Origin of the sequence: Streptomyces javensis (assembly GCF_039525925.1) — a bacterium.
Taxonomy (GTDB): Bacteria; Actinomycetota; Actinomycetes; order Streptomycetales; family Streptomycetaceae; genus Streptomyces; species Streptomyces asiaticus.
Genome location: NZ_BAAAIF010000063.1, coordinates 37,882 through 63,181 on the forward strand (window position 1 = coordinate 37,882; position 25,300 = coordinate 63,181).

At 70.4% G+C, this 25,300-nt stretch carries 23 protein-coding genes and 1 tRNA gene; 13 read left to right on the plus strand and 11 right to left on the minus strand.

Annotated elements, in window-relative coordinates; translation table 11 throughout:
• Window positions 1-127 precede the first annotated feature (127 nt).
• The 9 genes from ABD329_RS37030 to ABD329_RS37070 all read left to right on the plus strand — a co-directional run bounded on the left by ABD329_RS37030 (window position 128) and on the right by ABD329_RS37070 (window position 7,362).
• On the plus strand, window positions 128-682 hold the full coding sequence (locus ABD329_RS37030; protein ID WP_198276122.1) for a hypothetical protein: 555 nt from the start codon (window positions 128-130) through the stop codon (window positions 680-682).
• A 118-nt stretch (window positions 683-800) separates the two neighbouring features.
• Window positions 801-1,826 carry a thymidylate synthase gene (locus ABD329_RS37035; RefSeq protein ID WP_198276123.1) on the plus strand — a complete coding sequence of 342 codons (1,026 nt, stop codon included), beginning with the start codon at window positions 801-803 and terminating at the stop codon, window positions 1,824-1,826.
• Between the two features lie 26 nt (window positions 1,827-1,852).
• Complete coding sequence (locus ABD329_RS37040; protein WP_309142660.1) at window positions 1,853-2,386, plus strand: nucleoside-diphosphate kinase; 534 nt, start codon at window positions 1,853-1,855, stop codon at window positions 2,384-2,386.
• 27 nt (window positions 2,387-2,413) lie between these two features.
• Window positions 2,414-3,598 (plus strand): radical SAM protein, encoded by a 1,185-nt coding sequence (locus ABD329_RS37045; protein WP_198276125.1) that lies wholly within the window; start codon window positions 2,414-2,416, stop codon window positions 3,596-3,598.
• Window positions 3,595-4,197, plus strand: coding sequence for a 3'-5' exonuclease (locus ABD329_RS37050; RefSeq protein WP_198276126.1), 603 nt, complete (start codon window positions 3,595-3,597; stop codon window positions 4,195-4,197). The genes ABD329_RS37045 and ABD329_RS37050 overlap by 4 nt, the downstream gene beginning before the upstream one ends.
• The gene (locus tag ABD329_RS37055) at window positions 4,194-4,790 is read left to right on the plus strand and encodes an AAA family ATPase (RefSeq protein WP_309142661.1); all 597 of its coding nucleotides are present in this window, start codon (window positions 4,194-4,196) and stop codon (window positions 4,788-4,790) included. The genes ABD329_RS37050 and ABD329_RS37055 overlap by 4 nt, the downstream gene beginning before the upstream one ends.
• Entirely contained in the window at window positions 4,787-5,572 is a 786-nt protein-coding gene (locus tag ABD329_RS37060; RefSeq protein ID WP_198276128.1) for an aldo/keto reductase, read from the plus strand. Before ABD329_RS37055 ends, ABD329_RS37060 begins: the two co-directional genes overlap by 4 nt.
• Before the next feature lie 767 nt (window positions 5,573-6,339).
• On the plus strand, window positions 6,340-6,891 hold the full coding sequence (locus ABD329_RS37065; RefSeq protein ID WP_198276129.1) for a hypothetical protein: 552 nt from the start codon (window positions 6,340-6,342) through the stop codon (window positions 6,889-6,891).
• 225 nt (window positions 6,892-7,116) lie between these two features.
• Window positions 7,117-7,362, plus strand: coding sequence for a hypothetical protein (locus tag ABD329_RS37070; RefSeq protein WP_198276130.1), 246 nt, complete (start codon window positions 7,117-7,119; stop codon window positions 7,360-7,362).
• 260 nt (window positions 7,363-7,622) lie between these two features.
• Here the strand turns inward: ABD329_RS37070 and ABD329_RS37075 are convergent.
• From ABD329_RS37075 to sucC, 4 genes are all read right to left on the minus strand, one after another.
• Window positions 7,623-7,707 (minus strand) — tRNA-Leu (locus ABD329_RS37075).
• Between the two features lie 134 nt (window positions 7,708-7,841).
• Window positions 7,842-9,386 (minus strand): aldehyde dehydrogenase family protein, encoded by a 1,545-nt coding sequence (locus tag ABD329_RS37080; protein ID WP_344317512.1) that lies wholly within the window; start codon window positions 9,384-9,386, stop codon window positions 7,842-7,844.
• A 176-nt stretch (window positions 9,387-9,562) separates the two neighbouring features.
• The gene (gene sucD / locus ABD329_RS37085; RefSeq protein WP_198279001.1) at window positions 9,563-10,459 is read right to left on the minus strand and encodes a succinate--CoA ligase subunit alpha; all 897 of its coding nucleotides are present in this window, start codon (window positions 10,457-10,459) and stop codon (window positions 9,563-9,565) included.
• 12 nt (window positions 10,460-10,471) lie between these two features.
• Window positions 10,472-11,596, minus strand: coding sequence for an ADP-forming succinate--CoA ligase subunit beta (gene sucC / locus ABD329_RS37090; RefSeq protein ID WP_198279000.1), 1,125 nt, complete (start codon window positions 11,594-11,596; stop codon window positions 10,472-10,474).
• Between the two features lie 214 nt (window positions 11,597-11,810).
• On the opposite strand from sucC, the gene ABD329_RS37095 reads away from it, so the two are divergent.
• The 4 genes from ABD329_RS37095 (at window position 11,811) to ABD329_RS37110 (ending at window position 18,511) form a co-directional block, all read left to right on the plus strand.
• Window positions 11,811-13,493 carry a thiamine pyrophosphate-binding protein gene (locus tag ABD329_RS37095; RefSeq protein ID WP_198278999.1) on the plus strand — a complete coding sequence of 561 codons (1,683 nt, stop codon included), beginning with the start codon at window positions 11,811-11,813 and terminating at the stop codon, window positions 13,491-13,493.
• Between the two features lie 12 nt (window positions 13,494-13,505).
• A complete protein-coding gene (gene frc / locus ABD329_RS37100; RefSeq protein ID WP_198278998.1) occupies window positions 13,506-14,753 on the plus strand; it encodes a formyl-CoA transferase in 1,248 nt (415 codons plus the stop codon).
• Between the two features lie 2 nt (window positions 14,754-14,755).
• Window positions 14,756-16,891, plus strand: coding sequence for an acetate--CoA ligase family protein (locus ABD329_RS37105; protein WP_198278997.1), 2,136 nt, complete (start codon window positions 14,756-14,758; stop codon window positions 16,889-16,891).
• A gap of 228 nt (window positions 16,892-17,119) precedes the next feature.
• On the plus strand, window positions 17,120-18,511 hold the full coding sequence (locus ABD329_RS37110) for an OFA family MFS transporter (RefSeq protein WP_198278996.1): 1,392 nt from the start codon (window positions 17,120-17,122) through the stop codon (window positions 18,509-18,511).
• Window positions 18,512-18,551: 40 nt separating this feature from the next.
• Here the strand turns inward: ABD329_RS37110 and ABD329_RS37115 are convergent, their stop codons facing one another.
• From ABD329_RS37115 to ABD329_RS37145, 7 genes are all read right to left on the minus strand, one after another.
• On the minus strand, window positions 18,552-19,595 hold the full coding sequence (locus ABD329_RS37115) for a sugar phosphate isomerase/epimerase family protein (protein WP_198278995.1): 1,044 nt from the start codon (window positions 19,593-19,595) through the stop codon (window positions 18,552-18,554).
• Window positions 19,592-21,031: an alkaline phosphatase family protein gene (locus ABD329_RS37120; protein ID WP_198278994.1), complete on the minus strand. Its 1,440-nt coding sequence runs from the start codon at window positions 21,029-21,031 to the stop codon at window positions 19,592-19,594. The genes ABD329_RS37115 and ABD329_RS37120 overlap by 4 nt, the downstream gene beginning before the upstream one ends.
• A complete protein-coding gene (gene eboE / locus ABD329_RS37125) occupies window positions 21,028-22,206 on the minus strand; it encodes a metabolite traffic protein EboE (protein WP_344317514.1) in 1,179 nt (392 codons plus the stop codon). The genes ABD329_RS37120 and eboE overlap by 4 nt, the downstream gene beginning before the upstream one ends.
• Before the next feature lie 10 nt (window positions 22,207-22,216).
• Window positions 22,217-23,101: a TatD family hydrolase gene (locus ABD329_RS37130; protein ID WP_198282166.1), complete on the minus strand. Its 885-nt coding sequence runs from the start codon at window positions 23,099-23,101 to the stop codon at window positions 22,217-22,219.
• A complete protein-coding gene (locus tag ABD329_RS37135) occupies window positions 23,101-23,802 on the minus strand; it encodes an EboA domain-containing protein (protein ID WP_344317518.1) in 702 nt (233 codons plus the stop codon). The genes ABD329_RS37130 and ABD329_RS37135 overlap by 1 nt, the downstream gene beginning before the upstream one ends.
• Window positions 23,803-23,984: 182 nt before the next feature.
• Entirely contained in the window at window positions 23,985-24,947 is a 963-nt protein-coding gene (locus ABD329_RS37140) for a sugar phosphate isomerase/epimerase family protein (protein ID WP_198282354.1), read from the minus strand.
• The coding region (locus ABD329_RS37145; protein ID WP_486388706.1) for a UbiA prenyltransferase family protein at window positions 24,944-25,300 on the minus strand (357 nt) is incomplete at its 5' end. The genes ABD329_RS37145 and ABD329_RS37140, both read right to left, overlap by 4 nt.

A 25,300-nucleotide genomic window follows, 5' to 3' on the forward strand; every position in this document is an offset into this window, starting at 1 on the left:
CAGCCCAGTTGGCGTTCGGCGTCCACGGCCGCCTCAATACTTCGTGGGTGGCATTCGCGTGCCCTACATCGCTCCGTGGACAGGAGAAAACGCGCGCCCGGCTGCGATCACGACTCGACACGGTCGCGTGGGCACGGAAATCGGCTACGCGGACGAGTACGACAACGCTGATCGCCGGAGGGGCGTTCTTTGGATCAGGGTGCCGGTCAAGCCCGGTGCTGGTGCCCCGTTGCCCGGTCGAGTTCACGCCTTGCGTCAGCGGCAAGCCATTAATCACCTGCTGTGTCGAGGCTGCGGCAAACCCACCGCTGGCGGCCGCCCCGATCGGCGGCACCTCTTCCTTGTTGCCTCGGAAGCTGGGCAGCCGCTTGCCGAGGGGGAGAAGACCACCACACCCCCGGTGTGCGATGGGTGCGCTCTTGAGGCGGTCCTGGAAGGCCCGTCCCCGCGCGCGGGGTATGTGGCGGCGCTCGTGGCGTACACCTCACCTTGGGGTGTCGTCGGCATCGTGTACTCGCCCGACACCCTTGAGCCTCTCCCCGGTGACAATGGCCACAAGCTGTCGTTCGTGGCGTACGACGACCCGAGACTCCGATGGACACTCGCCTGCCGCGAGGTGGTCTCTGTGCATGGCTGCACAGCCGTGGACCTGGAAAACCTGACGGGACGAACCGCCGCCTAGCCGCCCGTCTGCCCGCTCGCTCACCTGCGCGCCACCCCCATCAGAGTCTGTCGAATAGGTCCCGCTCGGGGCCCCGGTCGACACCGATCCCGAGGCCCCGAGCGGTCCAAGGAGAGTCATGCTCACACCTCTCAGTCTCCCCGGTCTCGAAGAGGCATATCTGTCCTTATTGAGGCTGGTATCCGAGGACCACAATCACCATATCTCTGCCCGCGGCAACGACGCCCGCGAAGTGATCGGCGCGAGCTTCCGCTTATCGGACCCACGTCGGCGACTGCCCTTCCTGGCCGAGCGTAAGGTGAACCCGATCTTCCATTTCGCCGAAGCGCTCTGGTACCTGGCCGGCCGCCGGGACCTGGAGATGATCGGCTACTACGCACCGTCCATGCGCTCCAGTTCGCGGGACGGATTCCATCTAGGCGGGTCCGCGTACGGCCACACCATCTTCAACCCGGCCAACGGCGACACGCTGTCACTTTTTGACCGTGTCCTGGAGCTGCTCCGCAGCGAGTCGGACAGCAAGCGGGGTTACATTCCCGTCTTCGCCGCTGACGAGCTGGCGATCAGTGACAACCCGGATATGGCGTGCCTCGCCGGGCTGCACTTGTTGGTCCGGGACGGGCGACTGCACATGGTGTGCTACATGCGAGCCAACGATCTCGACTGTGGCCTGCTCTCCGATGTTTTCAGCTTCACCATGCTTCAGGAGTTCGCAGCCGTCCAGCTCGGCCTGGAGATGGGCTCCTACACCCACTTCATCGGCTCGGCCCACATCTGCGACCGCAACGCCGAGCGCGTCCACCGCGTCCTCGTGGAAGCCGTCGCCCGGTCCGCACCGATCCAGTTCCCGTTCCCGGCGATGCCGACGAGCACCACCGCAGCGACCGTGGCAGACGTCCTTGAGCATGAGGAGGCTCTACGTACCAACAAGGCCCACTACAGCGCGGCACACATCCAGGCATCGGGTCTTGATCCCTACTGGCAACAGGTCCTGTTGCTGTTCGAGGTCTATCGACAGATCCAGCACGACCACGTGGACGCGGTGAACCCCGACGTCCTCAATGCTCTGGACCCGGGCCTGCGGTGGCTCGTCGGCCATCGCTGGTCCGCATACGCTGCCGCCCTGGACGGCGGCGAGCAGTGAGCCGGAAGCCGCCGAGCGGGAGCGTAGTGGAAGGGATCGACTTCGCCCGCTGGGCGGTCATCCTGTGCAAGCCCGACGCGGTTGAGCGGGGCCTGGTGGATGCCGTTCTGGACCGGATCGAGGCGGCCCAGGTCGCGGTGTCGGATCGGCTCGACCTCACCGCACAAGCCTGGCAAGCGCATGTCCACTACTGGGACTTGCTGGTGGACGCCGACTGGTTCCCCGACCGTGACATCCCCGCCTGCCTGGACGCGGAGTACGCCAACCGCCCCGTCACCGTGGCACTGGCCCATGGAGAACCGGGCATGCATCACCGCCTTCGCCAGCTCCTGGGACACTTCGACCCCACCCGGGCCGAGCCCGGCACCATCCGCGGCGACCTCGGCAACGACAGCCTGACGGCAGCGCTGGCCGAGCAACGCCTGGTCCGCAATCTCGTACACACCAGTGACGACCCGGACGCCGCCCGCCGCGACTTCGGCACTTGGTACGGCGCCCGCCACCGCGCTCTGCTCTCCCCGCCGTTTGCCCCGCACCAGCGCACATCCGTCGAGACGTAACGCCCAATCCCTCGAACTGGAGGCACCATGAGCGAGCCGTACCAGCAACGCCCCTTACCGATCATCGCTAGGGAGGAGATCGGGGAGCTGAAGCCCGCACTGGCGGATGTGATCGAGTACCGCAAGTCCGGACTCTCCCTGAACTGGATCATCGGCTGCCCGCTGGACTGCGGATACTGCATCCGCCACACCTTCGGCAACTTCGAGATGAAGATTCCCCGTCGGCTGATGAGCGACGAAGAGGCGGTCACCACGCTCGTTAAGCACCCGTACTTCCGGCCGCACACCACTCCGCTCCAGCTCCTCAACCGAGCGACCGACCCCATGCTGCCAGCCGTCAAACCACACCTGTTCACCGTGCTGCGGCACCTGGACGACGGGGGCCTGACCAACCATGTCCTGGTCATCACCCGCTGGCGCGTCTCCCCGGCCGACTGCGCGGTACTCAACAGCTTCGAGAACCTGCGCCTGACCGTGCTGGTCACCCACTCCGGCATCGACCACGAGGCCATCGAGCCGGTGGACTCCCAGATCGCTGCCGAAAGCCTGCGCACCCTCTACGAGCACGCCGAGCGATACCGCACCATCCTGTACTGGCGGCCGATCGTCCCCGGGCTCAACGACTCCGACGCCCACCTGGCGCGGGCGCGCGAGCTGTCCCGTCACGCGCACGCCACGGTCTTCACCGGCCTGTTCTTCCGCCAGGAGATCGCCGCCTACTACCAGGCGTACGGGTTGCCCGTGCCGTACGAGGACACCGCCCGGCGCAAGATCCTTCCCGAAGTGGCCGAGCGGCGGGTGCTCGATGCCTTCCGCACCCTCGAGGACGTCTGCGCCCCGTGGGGAGCGTTGTTCCGCAAGACGAGCTGCGGCGTGGCCTACGCCCACGGAGAGGCCGACTACAACGGCCACTACGGCATCCGTGAGCTGTGCAACATCTGTCCGGAAAGGCAGCTCGCACTGTGCCATGCAGCCTGGGACAAACCCGACCTCGCGGACGTCACCGAAAGCGCCCGAGCCCTTGGCGCGACCGGGCCCGTTGAGATCACCGACCGGGCCATCATCGTCGAGGGCCTGGACGAGCCGCCGCGCTACTACCTCCAGCACGGCTTCGGCTACCAGTGCCACGACCGCGAGAAGCCTCACCACTACCGCCAGCACGGCCGCGCCCCCATCGGCTGGCCGACAGAGAACGGAACGCCCGCACCATGAACTTCGCCACCTGGCCCACCCTGTTCGTCGTGGACGTCGAGGGCAACGGCGCCAACCCGCCCGACCTGGTCGAGGTGGCCGCCCTACCCGTTCGCGACGGCGGGCCGGACACCAGCACGGCCGGGGCGTGGCTCATCCGCCCGCCCCGGCCCGTCACCTCCCGCGTAGGCGGCATCCACGGCCTGACCGACGGAGTTCTGGCGCAGTCCCCCCGGTGGGGGGAGGTCGCCGAGCAGGTCCACGGGCTCCTGGGTAAGGCGTGGATCTGCGCCCACAACGCGCACACGGACTACCGCGTGCTCAAGGCACACCTGCCGACGTGGGAACCGGCAGGGGTCCTCGACACGCTCCGCCTGGCCAAGGCCACGTACAAGGACCTGCCCGGCTACAGCCTCGACGCCCTGATCAAGCACACCGCGCCGGACCTCACGGCCGCTCCCGCCCAGCGGCACCGTGCCACCTACGACGCCTACGCCACGGCACAGCTCCTCATCACCATGGCCCGCCACTACGACACCTGGGACCAGCTCGTCGCCGCGGCCGTGCCGCCCGGCCTGCCGGGCGCCCCCGAGCCAGAAGAGGACCCCACCCTGTGGTGACCCACCAGCCACCCATCCGTATCGGCGTGCTCGGCACCCACTCCACCGGCAAGACGACCCTGCTCAAGCGGATCCAAATGGAACTGCGCGGCCACGGGTTCACCGTGGCCCGCACAGGCCGACTCGCCAAACGCGCTGCGGCCATCGGCCTGCCGAAAATGCAGCACCACACCGCGGCCTCCACTGAGTGGATCATCACGCAGGGCATCGCCGACGACATCGCCGCCGCAGCACAAGGCGCCGACGTCGTCCTCGTCGACCGCGCCTCCTTCGACGCCCTCGCGTACTACCACGCGGCCCTCGAGCACCGCGGCGAGCACGTTCACCGGCTGGAGAGGGAACGCCTGAGGCTCCTTGCCTCGACGCAGGCGCCGAAGTATGACCTCCTTCTCGCGACCGTGCTGGACCCGGACGTACCCGTCGACCAGAGTCACGACCACGACCACCGCTACCGCCTCCTGGTGGACCACCACGTCCACGGCCTCTTGAGCGACGACGGGATCCGGCACCAGCGCGTCACCAGCGACCACGAAAGCCAGACCCACGCCATCGAACGCGCCCTTCAGCTCTGCCTCCCGGAGGCCGCCCTATGACCATCACGCTGCCCGCGGGCACCATCACCATCGCCGGGAAGGCCGTCTCCCGACTCGGCTTCGGCACGATGCGCCTGACCGGCCCCGGCATCTGGGGTGACCCAACCGACCGCGCCACCGCGCTCACCCTGCTCCGCCAAGCCGTCCACACCTACGGCATCACCCACATCGACACCGCAGACGCCTACGGGCCCCACACCGTCGAACACCTCATCCACGACGCCCTGCACCCCTACCCCGAGCACGTGCTGATCGCGACCAAGGTCGGCCTACTGCGCCCTGCCCCCGACGTATGGACCCCGCACGGCCATCCCGCCTACCTCCGGGCGTGCGTCGAAGCGAGCCTGCGACGGCTGGGAACGGACCGGCTGGACCTCTGCTACCTCCACCGCATCGACCCCGAGGTGCCCATCACCGACCAGATCGGCACCCTCCAAGCCCTCAAGGACGAGGGCAAGATCAGGCACATCGGCCTCTCCAAGGTCACGCCCGAACACATCCGCACGCTCTCCAATGACATCACCATCGCGGCCGTGCAGAACGTGCTCAACATGACCGACCGGCACGACTCGGCCCTCGAAGTCTGCCGAGACCTCTCCATCCCTTACGTGCCATACCGGCCGCTCGACGCCGGCACCCTCGCGGCTCAGGGACGCATCGACGCAGCCCTCAACTGGCTACTCAGTCTCGGCGACCACGTCGCGCCAATCCCCAGCACCAGCAGCCCCAAGCACCTCGACCAGCTCGTGGCCTCTGTGACGGAGCTTGGGCATGGCACCTAAGCCAACGCCCACTGTCGCGATCTCTACTGCCGACCGTGCCGGACCGCGGCCCATCAGAGCCCGATACGAGAACTGGCGACCCCCAATAGCGGCGGTGACCCTTCTCGTCCCCGTAGGGACCGACTTGCTCCTCACCGAACTGTGCGGCGATCTACTCCTGCCCTCCGGCCCTGTCCGCGACGGGCAGACACCGGAGCAGGCCGCCCAACAGGTTCTCCTTCGGTCGCCGAGCAGCCTCCCCGTCCATCGGCAGGTGGCCGTTGACTGGTCCCAGACGCGCCGCCGACAGGTCTTCACACACATCGTGGCGACCTACCCCCTCACCCACGCCGACGCCGCCTTTCTGACCTATCGCGATGGACGGGCGGCCCTGCGAGCGCTTCCCGTCTCTCATGCCGTCGCAGCCCTCCCAGAGTTGGCACGAGCTCGGGTCCTTGCCGGGCTCATGGCGCTCGCTGCGCACGAGGTGGTCTATCTCAAGGCTGGAGTCATAAGCCGCAACGAGCGGGCTTCCCGCTCGGCGAGAGCCCACTGCTCGCTCCGGCGCCGGGACCGGATGTAGCGAGACACGCTGCCGCAGCAACACGGGACACACGGTCCAACAACTTGTGCTCATGTAAGCGAATGGACAGCATGAAAGAAGGACAGAGCCACCGCCGTGCCCTGTCGCCGAGCGTACGATGGCTTCTGTTCTGGGTAGTCCAGCCGTAGCCCCTCACCGGGCGACACGACGGTCATGACCTGTTCGCCGACCCCAGGAGGCAGAATTGAGCCGCGAATTGGAAATGCGGGCGTCGAAGATCTTCAAGAAGCAGCAAGGCGAGATCTTGTGGCCTTACGGACTCGCTACCCCGAACCGGCGACGCAGCGGGCTCAGCGAGGAGCAGTATGAGAAGGCAGCTGCCCACGCTCGCGTAGCTCAACAGGTCATCGTCGAATGGGCCGAAGACCACGGTCTGCGAAGCAGCGAGAGCGGGTGCTGCCCGCGGTGGCTGTTGCGCAATGCCAGTAGGCAGTGTGAACCCGACGCGTGCGGGATGTATGGTTCTGCCCCTCGCGACGATGCGAGCTGGCTTGATCACCCCATTTTCTGGCTCAAGGACGGACTGCCGACCGCGATCACGTCCTCGCCGTATTCGGTGAGTCAGGACGACCGCAGCCGAATCGAGCAGTGGCAAGAATCCGGCTTGATGGCAGCGTTCGGCGGACCGGGCTGGTACGGGTCCGGCACAACACAGATCGTCATGTGGCATCCCCAGCGCCTTGCCTCCGTCTACCTGGCAGAGGATGCCGGAAGGCTCTTGAGGCACAGCGAGTAGTCGGAACGAATCGCGTTTTAGACAGTGGCCGCACGCCTGATGCTCATCCGCTGAAGTTCGACCGCATCGCCAGTAGCCATACCAACCCCTTCTCCACTTCGCATTCCCATTCGATCTCCCTGTAGCCGGGAAGGACCGAGTGCGTTATCAGCGCCGGTAGGAGCGGTGCTGGGTCTTCCGTTGGTGCCCGCGACTGGTTATGCCGGTAGGCAGTTGAACCATTAGATGCTGACCTTTTACGTGCGCGAGGACGCCGTCCTGGAGCCGCTGGACGCCTGGCTGGCCGATGCCTTCGCCCCGCAGCGCATCGAGCACTCCCTCACCGTGATGGAGGAAGCGCAAACCGACACCGACGCCCGGGTGGGGGCAGCGCGCAGGGACCTGGAGGAGTACGACCGCAAGCTCGCCCGCCACCGCGCCGCGCTGGAGGCGGGAGCGGACCCCCGCCCTGGTCGCCGCCTGGAGCCGTGAGGTCCAGGCCCAGCGCGTGACAGCCGAAGCCAATCTGGCCCGGATCGAGAACGGGCGCGGCCGCCGTCACCGGATGAGCCGGGACGAGATCCGGGGCCTGGTCGATGCTCTCGGCGGACTGCTGTCCGTGCTCCGTCAGGCCGACCCCGCCGACAAGGCCGAGGTCTACCGGCAGCTCGGACTGCACCTGACCTACGACCATGAAACGCAAACGGTGCTGGCGGAAACCCGGCCCGCACCGACTACGTGCATAGTGAACGTGTCCGAGGGGGGACTTGAACCCCCACGCCCGATAAAGGGCACTAGCACCTCAAGCTAGCGCGTCTGCCATTCCGCCACCCGGACCAGGTGTGCTCCGCGGCTCGGCCGCGGCGACATGGACCACGATACCAAGGTTTCGGAGTGCGTTTCACCTGCGTATGCCGGGCGCCCACCCCCGCGCCGACCTGGGGGGAAGCGGGGGTTGGCACGGAGGGTGGTCAGTCGGGCATCAGGTGGTAGTCGGGGAAGTTGCCGGGGAGGCGTTCGGGGGCCGGGCCCTCTGTTACGGCGCGGACCAGGAGGTCGCCGCCGACGAAGGCGCCGCGCCAGGAGGCGCCGAAGCCGCCGAAGAGCTCGTCGCGGTCGCCGCGGGAGCGGGGCTTGCCGTGGCCGGTCTTGAACGCGCGGATCTGGGGGGCGAGGCGGTCGTAGGTGGCGGGGTCGTCGCAGGAGAGGGTGGCGACGAGGGCGCCGTTGCTGGCGTTCATGGCGGCGAGCAGTTCGGCCTCGGTGTCGACCAGGACGAGGGTGTCGACCGGGCCGAAGGGTTCGGCGTGGTGGAGCGGGGAGGTCGAGGGCGGGTTGAGGAGGGTGACGGGGGCGGTGTAGGCGGAGAGGTCCTGGCCGGGGAGGAAGTGGCCTTCGGCGAGGTCGCCGCGGTGGAGGGGGACGGCGCCGCGGTCGATGGCCTCGGCCACCTGGTCGGCGAGCTCCTTGGCCTTGGCCGCGTTGATCAGGGGGCCGAAGTCCAGGTCGGGGAGGTGGTCGGAGGGGGGTTCCACCGCCAGGGGGTGGCCGACGCGGATCGAGCGCACCGCGGGCAGGTAGACGGAGAGGAAGGCGTCGAAGGACGAGCGCTGGACGACGAAGCGCGGATAGGCGGTGCAGCGCTGCTTGCCGTAGTCGAAGGTCTTGCGGATCAGCGGGGCGAGGGCGTCCCAGTCGGTGAAGTTCCAGATGCCCCAGGCGTTGAGCCCCTCCTGTTCGAGGATGTGGCGCTTGCCGAGGTCGGCGACGGCGGTGGCGACCCGGGCGCCGGTGTCGCGGCCGCCGACGAAGGAGACGCAGCCGATCTCGGGCGAGCGGACCAGGGCCTCGGAGAGCTCTCCGCCGCTGCCGCTGAGGAGGGTGACCGGGATGCCCTCGCGGGCGGCGAGCGCGCAGGCCAGGGTGAGGCAGGCCAGCCCGCCGTCGGTGGGCGTCTTGGCGATGACGGCGTTGCCGGCCAGCGCCTGGACGAGCATGGCGTGGGCGAGGACGCTCATCGGGTAGTTCCAGCTGGCGATGTTGGAGACCGGGCCGGGCAGCGGGGTGCGGCCCTCGGCCATGCGGTCGATCTCGTCGACGTACCAGCGGACGCCGTCGATGGCCCGGTCCACATCGGCCTGGGCCAGCCGCCAGGGCTTGCCGATCTCCCAGACCAGGAGCAGGGCGAGCAGCTCGCGGTGTTCACAGAGCGCGTCGAGGGTGGCGGACACCCGCGCCCGGCGCTCCGGGAGGGCGATGTGGCGCCAGCCGCGGTGCTGGTCGAGGGAGGCGCGTACGGCCTGGTGGGCGGTGGTGGCGTCGAGCCGTGGCGGGCCCGCGATGGGGGTGCCGTCCACGGGGGTGGTGGCGGGGAGGGCCCGGCCGTCGCGGTGCCAGGTGCCGTCCCAGAGGTTGAGGACTCGGTCGTCCTGGAACGCCTCGGGGGCGACGGCCAGGCAGCGCTGCCAGGCGTCGCCCCAGGCGGTTCCGGGCTTGAGGGTGAGGGTGGGTGCCATCGGTGATCTCCGCTCTCGTTGCACAGGCGGGGCGGGATGTGGCGGGCCGTACGGCGGCGACGCCGTACGGCATGGGTGTGCGTACGACGCCCGTACGGCATGGGTGTGCGTACGGGGAGCAAGGTAGTGGCACGGAGCGTGACCGTGACCCGGTGGCGGGCCGGGTATGGCTCACATCACGCGAGGTTGCCGGGTGTTTCGGCCAGAAGGGCCAATACCAGCCCGGCGGTCTCGGTGGGGGTCGCTCCGACGCTGACGCCCGCCGCCTCCAGCGCCGCCTTCTTGGCCGCCGCGGTGCCCGAGGAGCCGGAGACGATGGCGCCCGCGTGGCCCATCGTCCTGCCCTCGGGGGCGGTGAAGCCCGCGATGTAGCCGACGACCGGCTTGGTGACGTGATCGGCGACGTACCGCGCGGCCCGCTCCTCCGCGTCGCCGCCGATCTCGCCGATCATCACGATGAGGTCCGTTTCGGAGTCGGCTTCGAAGGCGGCGAGGGCGTCGATGTGGGTGGTGCCGATGACCGGGTCGCCGCCGATGCCCACACAGGTGGAGAAGCCGATGTCGCGCAGCTCGTACATCAGTTGGTAGGTGAGGGTGCCGGACTTGGACACCAGCCCGATCCGGCCCGGTTTGGTGATGTCGGCGGGGATGATCCCGGCGTTGGACTGGCCCGGGGAGATCAGTCCGGGGCAGTTCGGGCCGATGACCCTGGTGGCGCGGGCCCGGGCGTACGCCTGGAAGGCGACCGCGTCATGCACCGGGATGCCCTCGGTGATGACGACGGCGAGCGGGATCCGGGCGTCGGCGGCCTCGGTGACGGCGGCCTTGGCGTGCGGCGGCGGGACGAAGAGGACGCTCACATCGGCGCCGGTGGTGTCCACGGCGTCGCGTACGGAGCCGAAGACGGGCACCGTACGGCCGTCGATGTCGACCCGGGTCCCGGCCTTGCGCGGATTGACACCGCCGACGACATCGGTGCCCGCGGCGAGCATCCGCCGGGTGTGCTTCATGCCTTCCGCGCCGGTCATGCCCTGGACGATGACCTTGCTGTCCTTGGTGAGGAAGATGGCCATGATGTGCGCCCCCTACGCGGCGAGTTCGGCGGCGCGCGCGGCGGCGCCGTCCATGGTGTCGGCCTGGTGGACGAGTGGATGAGCCAATTGGCCAAGGATGGCCCGGCCACGTGCGGCGTTGTTGCCGTCCAGCCGGACCACGAGCGGTTTGGTGAGGGTCACGGCGCCCAGGGCGCGCACGATGCCGTCGGCCACCGCGTCGCAGGCGGTGATGCCACCGAAGACATTGACCAGGACGGAGCGCACATCCGGGTCGTCGAGGACGAGGGAGAGACCGTCGGCCATCACCTGGGCCGAGGCGCCGCCGCCGATGTCGAGGAAGTCGGCGGGGCGGGCGCCGCAGCCCGCGACGACGTCCAGGGTGGACATCACCAGGCCCGCGCCGTTGCCGATGACGCCCACCCGGCCGTCGAGCTTGACGTAGCCGAGCCCGGCGGCCGCGGCCCGGGCCTCCAGCGGGTCCCGGGCACGGTCGTCGGCGGCGTCCCATGACGGCTGCCGGAAGCGGGCGTTGTCGTCCAGGGTGACCTTTCCGTCCAGGGCCACGATCGCGCCGTCGCGGGTCACCACCAGCGGATTGACCTCGACGAGGAGGGCGTCGTGCGCGGTCAGGACGGTCCACAGCCGGCGGATGGTCCCGATCGTCTCGCGCGGCAGTCCCCCGGCGACGGCGATCTCGGCGGCCTTCGCCTCGGTCACCCCCTCGGCCGGGTCGACGGCGATCCGGGCCACCGCCTCGGGGCGGCGCGCCGCGACCTCCTCGATCTCCATACCGCCCTCGGCGGAGACGATGGCGAGGAAGCGGCCCGCGGCCCGGTCCAGGGTGAAGCCGAGGTACATCTCCCGTGCCATCTCGACGGGTTCGGCGACCATCACCCGGTGGACGGTGTGGCCCTTGATGTCCATGCCGAGGATCCGGCGTGCGGTCAGCTCGGCCGCGGCCGGGTCGTCGGCGAGCTTCACCCCGCCCGCCTTGCCCCGGCCGCCGGTCTTCACCTGGGCCTTGATGACGACGCGTCCGCCGAGCCGTTCGGCGGCCGCGCGGGCGGCTTCGGCCGTGTCCACGACCTCCGCCCTGGGCACCAAGACACCGTTGTCATGGAGGAGTTCCCGTGCCTGATGTTCGTACAGGTCCATTGCCAGCTCCCTGTGCTCCCTGATGGCCCGTCAACAGCGCTTGATCCAGCACTGGATGGAACGAGTGGCGCACGCCCCCTGGACATCGCTCGGCCGATGGTGGGATAACAAAGTTCATACAGGATAACGTCGACTGTATGCAATCCAGCGATGCGCAATCCAGCGATCCATCCGCGAGGCAGCACCGAACCCCTACGAAGGGACGCGATTCGCCATGCCCGACGACAGCCAGGACCTCATCTCCGGCGGGCACTTGGTCGCCAAAGCACTCAAGGCAGAAGGCGTCGAGGTCATCTACACCCTCTGCGGCGGCCACATCATCGACATCTACGACGGCTGCGTCGACGAGGGCATCGATGTCATCGATGTGCGCCACGAACAGGTCGCCGCCCACGCCGCCGACGGCTACGCCCGGATCACCGGCAAGCCCGGCTGCGCCGTCGTCACCGCGGGCCCCGGCACCACCGACGCGGTCACCGGTGTCGCCAACGCCTTCCGCGCCGAGTCACCCATGCTGCTCATCGGCGGCCAGGGCGCCCACAACCAGCACAAGATGGGCTCCCTCCAAGACCTTCCGCACGTCGACATGATGGCGCCGATCACCAAGTTCGCCGCCACCGTCCCGGACACCGCCCGCGCCGCCGACATGGTCTCCATGGCCTTCCGCGAGTGCTTCCACGGCGCCCCCGGGCCCTCCTTCCTGGAGATCCCGCGCGATGTGCTGGACGCCAAGGTGCCGGTGGACAAGGCCCGCGTCCCGCAGGCCGGGCACTACCGCGCCTCCACCCGCAACGCCGGCGACCCCGAGTCCGTCCAGAAGCTGGCCGATCTGCTGGTCCAGGCCGAGAAGCCGGCGATCCTGCTGGGCAGTCAGGTGTGGACCACCCGCGCCACCGACTCGGCCACCGAGCTGGTGCGTACGCTCAATGTGCCCGCGTATATGAACGGCGCGGGGCGCGGCACCCTGCCACCCGGCGATCCGCACCACTTCCAGCTCTCCCGCCGCTACGCGTTCTCCAACGCCGACCTCATCGTCATCGTCGGCACGCCCTTCGACTTCCGGATGGGCTACGGCAAGCGGCTCTCCCCCGATGCCACCGTCGTCCAGATCGACCTCGACTACCGCACGGTCGGCAAGAACCGGGACATCGACCTCGGCATCGTGGGCGACGCGGGGCTGATCCTCTCCGCCGTCACCCAGGCCGCTTCCGGCTCCATCAACGGCGGGGCGAGCAAGCGCAAGGAGTGGCTGGACGAGCTGCGCGCCGCCGAGCAGAAGGCGATCGAGAAGCGGCTGCCCAACCTCCGGTCCGACGCCTCCCCCATCCACCCCTACCGCCTGGTCAGCGAGATCAACGACTTCCTCACCGAGGACTCGATCTACATCGGCGACGGCGGCGACATCGTCACCTTCTCCGGCCAGGTGATCCAGCCCAAGTCGCCCGGCCACTGGATGGACCCGGGCCCGCTGGGGACGCTCGGCGTCGGCGTTCCGTTCGTGATGGCCGCCAAGCAGGCCCGCCCCGACAAGGAGGTGGTGGCGCTCTTCGGCGACGGCGCGTTCTCCCTGACCGGCTGGGACTTCGAGACGCTGGTCCGCTTCGACCTGCCGTTCGTCGGCATCGTCGGCAACAACTCCTCGATGAACCAGATCCGTTACGGCCAGAAGGCCAAGTACGGCGAGGAGCGGGAGCGGGTCGGCAACACCCTCGGCGATGTGCCGTACGACCAGTTCGCGCGGATGCTCGGCGGCCACGGCGAGGAGGTCCGCGACCCGGCGGACATCGGCCCGGCACTGCGCCGCGCCCGGGAGTCCGGCAAGCCGTCGCTGATCAACGTCTGGGTGGACCCGGACGCGTACGCCCCCGGAACCATGAACCAGACCATGTACAAGTAGGGAGGCGCCACCATGTCCCAGGCTCCCGAGGCCAATCAGGCCCTGTCGGGCATCCGCGTCCTCGACATGACGCATGTGCAGTCCGGTCCCTCCGCCACCCAGCTGCTCGCCTGGCTCGGCGCGGATGTGATCAAGCTGGAGAACGTCACCGGCGACATCACCCGCAAGCAGCTGCGCGACCTCCCGGATGTGGACTCGCTCTACTTCACGATGCTCAACTGCAACAAGCGGAGCATCACCCTGAACACCAAGAGCGAGCGCGGCAAGGAGCTCCTGACCGAGCTGATCCGCCGCAGCGACGTCCTGGTCGAGAACTTCGGTCCGGGCGCGGTGGACCGCATGGGGTTCTCCTGGGAGCGCATCCAGGAGATCAACCCCCGGCTGGTCTACGCCTCGATCAAGGGGTTCGGCGACGGCCCGTACACCAAGTTCAAGGCGTACGAGGTGGTCGCGCAGGCCATGGGCGGGTCCATGTCCACGACCGGCTTCGAGGACGGCCCGCCGCTGGCCACCGGCGCCCAGATCGGCGACTCCGGCACCGGGGTGCACTGTGTGGCGGGCATCCTCGCCGCGCTCTACCAGCGCACCCACACCGGGCGCGGCCAGCGGGTCAATGTGGCGATGCAGCACGCGGTGCTCAATCTGTGCCGGGTGAAGCTGCGCGACCAGCAGCGGCTGGCCCACGGTCCGCTCGCCGAGTACCCGAATGAGGACTTCGGCGACGAGGTGCCGCGCAGTGGCAACGCCAGCGGCGGCGGCCAGCCCGGCTGGGCGGTCAAGTGCGCGCCCGGCGGGCCCAACGACTACGTCTACGTCATCGTGCAGCCGGTCGGCTGGGAGCCGATCACCCGGCTGATCGGCCGCCCCGAGCTGGCCGACGACCCGGAGTGGGCCTCGCCCGAGGCGCGGCTGCCGAAGCTGGCCAAGATGTTCCAGCTGATCGAGGAGTGGTCCAGCACGCTGCCGAAGTGGGAGGTGCTGGAGCAGCTCACGGCGCACAACATCCCGTGCGGGCCGATCCTGTCCACCAAGGAGATCGTCGAGGACGCGTCGCTCGCGGCCAACGAGATGATCGTCGAGGTCGACCACCCCGAACGCGGCTCCTTCACCACGGTCGGCTCCCCGCTGAAGCTCTCCGACTCCCCGGTCCGGGTCGAGCGCTCCCCGCTGCTGGGTGAGCACAACGCAGAGGTGTACGTCGGGGAGCTGGGGCTCGGCGACGAGGAAGTGCGGCTGCTCAAGACGAACGGAGTGATCTGACGGTGACGTATGACAACGATGCCGTGCGCGCGGTGCTGGACACCGCCCGCGCCGAGGGGCGCACGGCGCTGACCGCCCCGGAGGGGAAACGGATCACCGACGCGTACGGTATCCCGACCCCGGCCGAGGGGCTGGCGGAGACCGCGGACGAGGCGGTGGCGCTCGCCGACCGGATCGGTTTCCCCGTCGTCCTCAAGATCGTGTCCCCGGACATCCTGCACAAGACCGACGCGGGCGGGGTGCGGGTGGGACTGACCTCCTGCGCCGAGGTGCGGAGCGCGTTCACCACGATCGTCGACAACGCCCGTGGCTACGACGCGAAGGCCCGGATCCTGGGCGTCCAGGTGCAGCAGATGATCCCGGACGGCGGCCAGGAGGTCATCGTCGGCGCCGTCACCGACCCCACCTTCGGGAAGGTCGTGGCGTTCGGGCTCGGCGGGGTGCTGGTGGAGGTATTGAAGGACATCACCTTCCGGCTGGCCCCGGCGACCGAGGGCGAGGCGCTGTCGATGCTGGACGGGATCCGCGCCGCCGAGGTGCTGCGCGGGGTGCGCGGCGGTGAGGCGGTGGACCGCGCGGCGCTCGCCGATCTGATCGTGCGGGTCTCCCGGCTGGTGGCGGACTTCCCCGAGATCACCGAGGTCGACCTCAACCCGGTGTTCGCCACCGCGAGCGGGGTGCTCGCCGCCGATGTGCGGCTGCTGATCGGGGACCCGGCGCCGCGGACGCGCCGCCGCTACTCGCGCGAGGAGATCCTGGGCTCGATGCGCCGGCTGATGCAGCCGCGCTCGGTGGCGGTGGTGGGCGCCTCCAGCGAGCAGGGGAAGATCGGCAATTCGGTGATGCGCAACCTCATCGACGGCGGCTTCCCCGGGGAGATCCACCCGGTGAACCCCAAGGCCGACGACATCCTGGGCCGCAAGGCGTACAAGACCGTCACGGACGTCCCGGGCGAGGTGGATGTGGCGGTCTTCGCGATCCCCGCGAAGTTCGTGCCCGCCGCGCTGGAGGAGGTCGGCCGCAAGGGCATCCCGAACGCGGTGCTGATCCCGTCCGGCTTCGCCGAGACCGGTGAACACGAGCTCCAGGACCGGATCGTGGCCATCGCCGAGGAGCACGGGGTGCGGCTGCTGGGGCCCAACATCTACGGCTACTACTCCACCTGGCAGGACCTGTGCGCCACCTTCTGCACCCCGTACGACGTCAAGGGGCCGGTGGCGCTCACCTCGCAGTCCGGTGGCATCGGGATGGCCATCCTCGGCTTCGCCCGGACGACCAGGACCGGTGTCTCGGCCATCGTCGGCCTCGGCAACAAGTCGGACCTGGACGAGGACGACCTGCTCACCTGGTTCGGTGAGGACGACCGCACCCAGTGCATCGCGATGCACCTGGAGGACCTCAAGGACGGCCGGGCCTTCGTGGAGGCGGCACGGGCCACGGTGCCCCGGAAGCCGGTGGTGGTGCTCAAGGCGGGCCGTACGGCGGCGGGCGCCAGGGCGGCCGGGTCCCACACCGGCGCGCTGGCCGGGGACGACGCGGTCTACGACGACATCCTGCGGCAGGCCGGGGTGATCCGGGCGCCGGGCCTCAACGAGATGCTGGAGTACGCGCGGGCGCTGCCCGTGCTGCCCGCACCCCAGGGTGACAACGTCGTCATCATCACCGGCGCCGGGGGCTCGGGGGTGCTGCTGTCGGACGCGATCGTCGACAACGGGCTGTCCCTGATGGAGATCCCGGAGGACCTGGACGCCGCCTTCCGCCGCTTCATCCCGCCGTTCGGCGCGGCCGGGAACCCGGTGGACATCACCGGCGGCGAACCGCCGTCCACCTACGAGGCGACCATCCGGCTGGGCCTGGCGGATCCGCGGATCCACTCACTGGTCCTGGGCTACTGGCACACCATCGTCACCCCGCCGATGGTGTTCGCCGAGCTGACCGCGCGGGTCGTCGAGGAGTTCCGCGCGCGGGGCATCGCCAAACCGGTGGTGGCCTCGCTCGCGGGCGACACCGAGGTCGAGGAGGCGTGCGCCTACCTCTTCGAGCGCGGGGTCGTGGCTTATCCGTACACCACCGAGAAGCCGGTGGCCGTCCTGGGTGCCAAGTACCGCTGGGCCAGGTCGGCGGGGTTGCTCACGTAGGCGCTCCGCTGGAAGTGCCCCGACCTTGCCGTCGATCGTCTGCGGCGCCGTCGTGGCTGGTCGCGCCCGCGTGGCGGAGCCGCACATCGACACGGCCTCGCGCCCCTTCGGGGCGCCATCGAACCGCGGCCGACTTCCAGCGATCCACAGAGCAACCCGCGTTTCCCGGAGCACGAAGAGTTTGGACAGGGGGCGCTGGCCGGGTTCCTTCGAAGCCAAGGGGACGACATGAGCACAGCAGAACAGCCGGAAGGGGTCCTCCCCTTCCGTGAAGTGCGGGACAGCAAGGGACGTACGTATCGCATCGGCGAGACCGACCGCGACATCCTGGGCCACAGCCGGAAGCTGATGGTCTATCTGCCGTGGATCGCGATGATGGCCATCAGCGTGTCCGAGTACGCGTACGGCTCGGCGGAGGACACGCTCTCGGAGGCGCACGGCTGGACCCAGAGCAACACCTTCTGGATCCTGAGCGTCTGGGTGTTCTTCCAGGCGGGCATCGCCTTCCCGGCCGGATGGCTGCGGGAGAAGGGGATCCTGACCGCCCGCAAGGCGATGTTCCTGGGTGCGGGGCTGTGTCTGATCGGCTTCCTGGCCCTGTCCCACCTGGACAACGTCTTCGCGGCGATCGTCGGCTTCGGGGTCATCGGTGGCCTCGGCTCCGGGTTCGTCTACGCCACCTGCATCAATATGGTGGGCAAGTGGTTCCCGGAGCGGCGCGGGGCGAGGACGGGGTTCGTCAACGGAGGGTTCGCCTACGGCGCGCTGCCGTTCATCTTCATCTTCAACTACTGGTTCGACACCGGGAACTTCGACGAGGTCCTGGACCTCATCGGGGTCTATGTGCTGATCGTCGTGGCGGTCTGCGCCTGGTTCTTCAAGGACCCGCCGAAGAACTGGTGGCCCGCCGACATCGACCCGCTGAGCTACGCCGGGAACGCCAAGAGCGCGGCGAGCCTGGCCAAGAACCCGCCGGCGGTGCGGCAGTACACGCCCAAGGAGGCCATCAAGTCCGGCATGCTGCCGCTGATGTGGTTCTCCCTGGTGCTCACCGCGGGAGTGTCCATATTCGGCATCTCCTTCCAGGTGGACTACGCCAAGGAGGTGGGCTTCGGCCCGCTGGTGGCGGCCTCGTCCATGGGCATCATGTCCGTCGTCAACGGTGTCGGGCGCGGTGTGGTCGGCTGGCTCTCGGACCTGTGGGGGCGGAAGACGACGCTGGTCTTCGTCATCGTGGTGCTGGGCCTCGCCCAGTTCGGGGTGATCTGGGCCGGCAACATCCACAACGAGGTGCTGTTCCTCTTCTTCGCCTTCCTCTCCGGGTTCGGCGGCGGCGCCTTCTACCCGATGTTCGCGGCGCTGACCCCGGACTACTTCGGGGAGAACTACAACGCCACCAACTACGGCCTGGTGTACAGCGGAAAGCTGATCAGCGGGCTGTTCGGCGGCGGCCTGGGCTCGATGGTGGTCGACTCCTGGGGCTACGACGGCGCGTACGCGCTCGCCGGCGGCATCTCCATGGTGGCGGCCGCGGTGGCCCTGCTGCTGCGGCAGCCAGGACGGCCGCGGGCCCGGGGCATCGCCCCGAACCCGCAGCCGATCAGCCGCGAGGCCGTCTAGCGCCTCGGGCCCGCCCGGCCCGGCCGCGAGGGACCCTCGCTCAGCCCCGTCCGCCGCAGCGCAACGACCGCAGATAGCGGGCGGAGCGGCGGGCGGTGGTGAGCGAATCGGCGGGCTGGTCGTGCTCCACCATCCAGTGGTGGTCACGCCGCCCGCCATGGGTCTTGCCCACCGCGCTCAGGAAGCGGCGGTAGTCGATGTCACCGTCCCCGACGTCCACCATCCGGTAGCCGTCGGGGACGGTTTCGTCGTGCTCCCCGTCCTTGACGTGGAAGAGCGGATAGCGGTGCGGGGCCTTCAGGACGTAGTTCAGCGGCTCGAAGGGGGCCGGTGAGCCGTCGGCCTTCCTTCCGAAGCGGTACTGGGCCACATACGCCCAGTAGATGTCCATCTCCAGATGGACCAGGTCGGGGTCGGTCTCGGCGAGCAGCACGTCGTAGAGGCGGACGTCCGGCCGGTCGGTCGCGAAGGAGAACTCCTCGGCGTGGTTGTGCTGGTAGAACTTCATCCCGCGCGCCTTGGCGGCCGCGCCGTAGGTGTTGAACTCCTCCGCACAGCGCTTCCAGCCGTCCACCGTGGAGCCGTAGCGCCAGGGCCCGGAGGCGGTGCCCACATGCGGCAGGCCGAGCGCCTCGGCGTCGTCGAGCACCTGGGTGAGGTTGGTGGCGAAGGTGTACGCCTTCGGGTCGTCGGAGTAGTAGCCGACGTGGCTGCCGATACCGCGCAGCCCGTTGTCCCGCATCAGCCGCTTGAGCTGTTTGAGGGTGATGTCGCCGGTGCCTTGGGTGTATCCGGCGAACTCCACCTGGTCGTAGCCGTACCGGGCCAGTTCCTCGAAGACACCGGCGAAGCCGATGGACTGCACCTGGTCGCGGAGGGTGTAGAGCTGGATGCCGAGGTGGCCGCGGGGCACCAGCGGGCCGCCCCGGCCCTTGGGGGCCGACGTGGTGGTGGTGCCCGGCTGGGCGGCCATGGCGGTGCCGGTGCCGAGCAGACCGGCTGCCGTGGCGCCCGCGGCGACGCCGAGGAATCCGCGGCGGCGGAGGGTCTCGGCGAGTTCGGGGTTGTCCTGGGCCCTCTTCACGGGGTGTCTCCTTCGGTTGCGTTCGTCAGGCCGGCGAGGCGGAGGAGCAGGTTCTTGACGTCGGTGGCGGCCACTTCGCCGCGCACCGCGCCGGGCTGGGAGCAAAGGAGGACGGGTCCGTCCTCCTCGCGGTCCGGGAGGCGGCCGTGGCTGCCGCGCACCGGGGCCGGATCGAGCGGGACGACGGCCATGCGGTAGCGCATCCCCGTCTTCTTGCGGGCCAGCGCGGTGGCGGCCCGCACCCGCACATAGGGGTCCTTGGGGTCCATGAACAGCTCGGCCGGGTCGTAGCCGGGCTTGCGGTGGATCTCCACCAGCTGGGCGAAGTCGGGGGCGCGGGCGTCGTCGAGCCAGTAGTAGTACGTGAACCAGGCGTCCGGCGCGGCCACCGCGACCAGTTCCCCGGAGCGGGGGTGGTCCAGGCCGTGGGCCTTCTTGCCCTCGTCGTCGAGGAGTTCGGCGACGCCGGGCAGTCCGGCCAGGGCGGCGCGGGTGGCGTCCAGGTCTTCCGCGCGGCGCACATACACATGGGCGAGCTGGTGGTCGGCGACCGCGAAGGCGCGGGAGGCGCCGGGGTCGAGGTACTCCATGCCGTCCTGGGTGTGCACCTCCAGCAGCCCGGCGCGGCGCAGCGCCCGGTTGATGTCCACCGGCCGGGAGACCCGGGTGATGCCGTACTCGGAGAGCGCCACGACGGTGCGGCCGCGGGCTGCGGCGTCGTCGAGCAGCGGGCCGAGGGCGGTGTCGAGTTCGGCGGCGGCGGAGTGGGCGCGGGGGTCGTCGGGGCCGTACCGCTGGAGGTCGTAGTCCAGGTGCGGAAGGTAGGTCAGCACCAGATCGGTGGGGCTGGTGCGCAGGATGTGGCGGGTGGCGTCGATGATCCACTGCGAGGAGACCAGGCCCGCGCCGGGCCCCCAGAAGTGGAAGAGGGGGAAGGTGCCGAGCTTCGCGGTGAGTTCGTCGTGCAGCGCGGGCGGCCGGGTGTAGCAGTCCGGCTCCTTGCGGCCGTCGGCGTAGTAGACCGGGCGCGGGGTGACGGTGATGTCGGTGTCCGAGCCCATCGCGTACCACCAGCAGATGTTGGCCACGGTGTAGCCCGGGTGGGCGCGGCGGGCGGCGTCCCACAGCTTGTCGCCGCCGACCAGTCCGTTGTGCTGCCGCCACAGCAGCACCTCGCCCATCTCGCGGAAGTACCAGCCGTTGCCGACGATGCCGTGCTCGGCGGGGGTGGTACCGGTGAGGAACGTCGACTGGGCGGCGCAGGTGACGGCGGGCAGCACGGTGCCCAGCGCGGCGCGCGAGCCGGAGCGGCCGAGCGCCCTGAGGCGCGGCATGTGGTCCAGCAGCCGTGGGGTGAGCCCGACGACGTCGAGGACGAGGAGGGGGGTGGGGCCGGTCCCGGCGCTCCTGTCGCTCAGGTCGCTCAGGTCGCTCATGGCAGCTCCTTGAGGCCGAGGTCGGTCAGCAGATCGCGGGCGAGGGCGAGTTCGGCGGCGATACCGTCGGCGAGCCGGTCGCGGGTGCGCGGGCGCAGCTCGGGCGGCAGCGCCTGCCAGGTGTAGGTCTCCACTTCGAGGTGGCGGGTCAGCGGGGCGGGCCCACCGACGAGACGGGCCAGGACGTCGGCGAGCACCGGGAGGGTGGAGGTGAGCGGGGGCTCGGGCGGTGCGTGCAGCGGAACGTGGAAGTGGGACCGCCAGGGCGCGGTGTCCGCGAGCCCGCCGCCGAGCGCCTGGTCGAGGTCGTCGGTGCCGGTGACGCCGCCCTCGGGCGCCCGGGTGCGGGTCTGGTGCAGGAAGCGGGGCTCGGCGAAGGCCGCGAGTGCCTCCCGTACGGCGGGCCGCCCCGGGTCCTCGGCGTGCAGCGCGGCGGACAGCTGCGCCTTGACGACCGGGACCCCGGCGGCGGTGAGCGCGTCTGTGGCCGTGTGCGGATCCTCGAACTGTGTCGCCAGATGGCAGGTGTCCAGGCAGACCCCGATGCGGTCCAGGGGCGGGCCGCCGGGCGCGGTGAGCGCCTCGATGGCCTGCGCGGTGGTCTCGACGGTGCAGCCGGGTTCGGGCTCCAGGCCGATGCGGACGGACCGGCCGGTGAGCTCCTCGATGGCGTCGAGCCGCTGGGCGAGGGTGGTGAGGTGGCGGCGGGCGGCGCGGGCGGCGTCGGCGTCGAAGGGTACGCGCCAGGCGAGCGGCAGGGTGGAGACGGAGCCGTCGGTGATGTCGTCGGGGAGCAGCGCGGCGAGCAGCCTGGCCAGATGGGTGGTGTGCTCCAGCCGCTCCGGATCGGTCCAGTCGGGCTTGTAGACGCGGTACTTGACCTCCTGGGCGCCGAACCCCTCGTACGGGAAGCCGTTGAGGGTGACCACTTCCAGGCCGCGGGTGTCCAGCGCGGTGCGCAGCCTGCGCAGTTCGGCGGGGTCGGCGCTCAGGGTGCGGGCGGCGTCGCGGGCCAGCCACAGGCCGATGCCGAGCCGGTCGCGGCCGAGGCGGCGGCGCACCGGTTCGCAGTGCAGCCGGAGCTGCTCCACGACGCCGTCGAGGTCTTCGGCGGGGTGGACGTTGGTGCAGTAGGCGAGGTGGACGGTGGAGCCGTCGGGGTGGCGGAAGCGCATGGGGTCCTCCTCACCGTTCCGTCGGCGTGGCGGCCGGGGCGCCGCCGCGCAGGATGGAGTTGCCCTCGTGGGTGGCGGTGGCCGCGGTCTCCTCGGCGTCGAGGTCCAGGTCAAGGCGGCCGCTGAGCCCGTAGAACGCCACCGGGTTGCGCCACAGCACGAGGTCGACGTCGTCCTCGGTGAAGCCTTCGGCGCGCATCAGGTCGCCGACCTTCCGGGTCTTGAGGGGGTCGCTCCTCCCCCAGTCGGCGGCGGAGTTGACCAGCACCTTCTCGGGCCCGTACGCGCGCAGGATCTCGACCATCCGCTCCTCGTCCATCTTGGTGACGGGATAGACCGAGAAGCCCAGCCAGCAGCCGCTGTCCTTGGCCTCCTTGACGGTGGTCTCGTTGAGGTGGTCCACGAGGACGCGGTCCGGGGGCAGCGCGGACTCCCCGACGACGTCGAGGGTGCGGCGCAGCCCGGCCAGCTTGTCGCGGTGCGGGGTGTGGACGAGGGCGGGCAGCCCGTGGTCGGCGGCGAGCTGCAACTGGGCGGCGAGGGCGGTGTCCTCGGCGGGGGTCATCGAGTCGTAGCCGATCTCGCCCACGGCCACGACGCCGTCCTTGACGAGATAGCGGGGCAGCTCGTCCAGGACCGGGACGCAGCGCGGGTCGTTGGCCTCCTTGGGGTTGAGCGCGAGGGTGCAGTGGTGGGCGATCCCGTGCTGGGCGGCCCGGAAGGGCTCCCAGCCGAGGAGGGAGTCGAAGTAGTCGTAGAAGCTGGCGGGCGAGGTGCGGGGTTGCCCGAGCCAGAAGGACGGCTCGACGAGGGCGCGCACCCCCGCGGCGTACATGGCCTCGTAGTCGTCGGTGGTCCGGGAGGTCATATGGATGTGGGGATCGAAGATGCGCATCAGGACTCCTCGCGGGTCAGGGCGCGGGGCGCGCCGGGCAGGGCGCGGGTCATGGCCAGTACGCGGTCGAGGTCGCCGGGCACGGGGCGCCCGGCGGCGGTGCGCTCACGGGCGTAGTCGTCGAGCATGCGGCCCAGCTCGCCGTCCCCCTGCGCCCGCCGCTCCCAGTCGGCCACGGCGGTGAGGGGCACGCCCGTGAACAGGCACTTGAGCACGGCCTGCCGCCAGCTGTGCGGCGAGAGGTGGAGAGCGGCGTACGGCCCGACGGCGGCGGCCACGAGCCGGGTGTCGTTGGTCCGCAGGGCGTCCTCGACGAGCGGTACGGCGTCGGGCCCGGCGAAGAGTCCGAGATGCGGAAGCGCCCGCAGCACGGCCCGGCGCTCGGCGCCCGTGCCGTGCGCGTACAGCCTCGCGACGGTGGGCGCGTCCGCGCGCGCGGCGTGGAGGATGAGGACGCGGGCGGCGTCGGGGAGGTCGTGGGGGGCGAGGTGGTCGGCGGCGATCGTCTCGGTTGGGGCGGCCTGTTCGGCCGGGTGGCCCCGGCCGGGAGGGCCGCCGGGGGTGCGGGGAGCGGCCTCGCTGGGCCCGGCGGCCTCGCTGGGCCCGGCGGCCTCGCTGGGCCCGGCGGCGGGGGTGGGCCCGGAAACGGCAGCGGGGCTGTCGCTCGCGGGCCGGTCGGTGGCGGTGGACCGGCCGGTCATGGTGGCGGGTTGGGGGGTGCGGACGTGGCGGCCCGCGGAGGCGAAGTCCAGCTCCCAGCGGGCGGGGCCGGACGCGTCCGGGCACGGTCCGGATTTCGCCGCGTCCGTCAGGGCGCTGTCCAGCCAGGCGCGGCCTGCCTCGTCCAGGCGATGCTCCACGGCGGCGCGGAGCTCGGTCACGGTCAGCATCGGACGCCTCCCTCGATCGCGGTCCGTTCGGTGTCCTTGAGAGCATCCTTGGGGGCGTCCTTGGGGGCGTCCGCGAGGGCGTCCTTGAGGGCGTCCTTGAGGAACCGTAGGGAGGCGCGGGCCAGTTCGGGACCGGCGTGTGAGTGGCGGGGCAGCTCGACGCCGACGAGACCCCGGTACCCGGCGGCGCGCAGCGCCTCCAGCACCGGCGGAAAGTCGATCTCCCCCTCGCCGAACGGCAGATGCTCATGCACCCCGCGCCGCATGTCCTCGATCTGCACATGCCGCACCCAGGGCGCCGCCGCGCGGACGCATTCGGCGGGCGGGTCGGGTTCCAGGCACTGGCAGTGGCCGATGTCGAGGGTGAGACCGAGGGCGGCCGGATCGCCGAGTGCCGTGCGCAGCCGGTGGAACCCGGCGAGGTCGGCGAGGAGATGCCCCGGCTCCGGCTCGATCGCGAGGGAGACGCCCACCGCCCCGGCGGCCACGACCACCGGCCCGAGGGCGTCCGCCAGCCGCCGCCACGCCGTCTCCCCGGACTCACCGGGCGGCAGCACCCCGCTGAAGCAGTGCACGGCCGGGGCCCCGAGGTCCGCCGCCACCCGCACGGCCCGCAGCAGCAGATCGATTCGGGCGCCGCGGGCCTCGGGGTCCGGATCGAGCAGGGTGGGGTGGTGCTTGCGCCGGGCGTCGAGCACATACCGGGCACCGGTCTCGATCGCGACGCCGAGGCCGAGCCGCTCGAGGTCACGGGCGACGCGGCGGGTGCGGGCGGCGAGGTCCGGGGCGAGCGGGTCGAAGTGCATATGGTCGAGCGTGAGCGAGACGCCGTCGTAGCCGAGGTCGGCGAGGAGCGTGAGGGCGTCGCTCAGCCGGAGGTCGGTCAGACCGTTGGTGCCGTAGGCGAAGCGCAGGGATTCCGGGGTGGGGTGGCCGGGGTCGCCGGTGCGGCTCATGTCGCGCTGACCTTTCTCGACAGCCGTCGGGCGACGGGCATGAGCGCGAGCAGCCCCGCGGCCGTACGGTGCGCCCCGGCGCGGGAGGCGAGCACGGCCTGAAGCGGGATCATCGCGCGGATGCCGCTGCCGACGGCACGCTGGAGGAGGTACGGGGACGGGTTGAGCGCGGCATGCGCCAACGGCCGGGCGACCGTGGCCAGGTACCCGCCCGCGAGGACGACCCCCGCGAAGCGGCTGACCGCCGCGCCCGGCGAGGGGACGCTCCGGGGCAAGGCGCCCCCGGCACGGCCGCCCACGAGGCCGAACCCGGCCACGGCGGCGATGCGGCCGACCGGACGCGTACGTTCGGC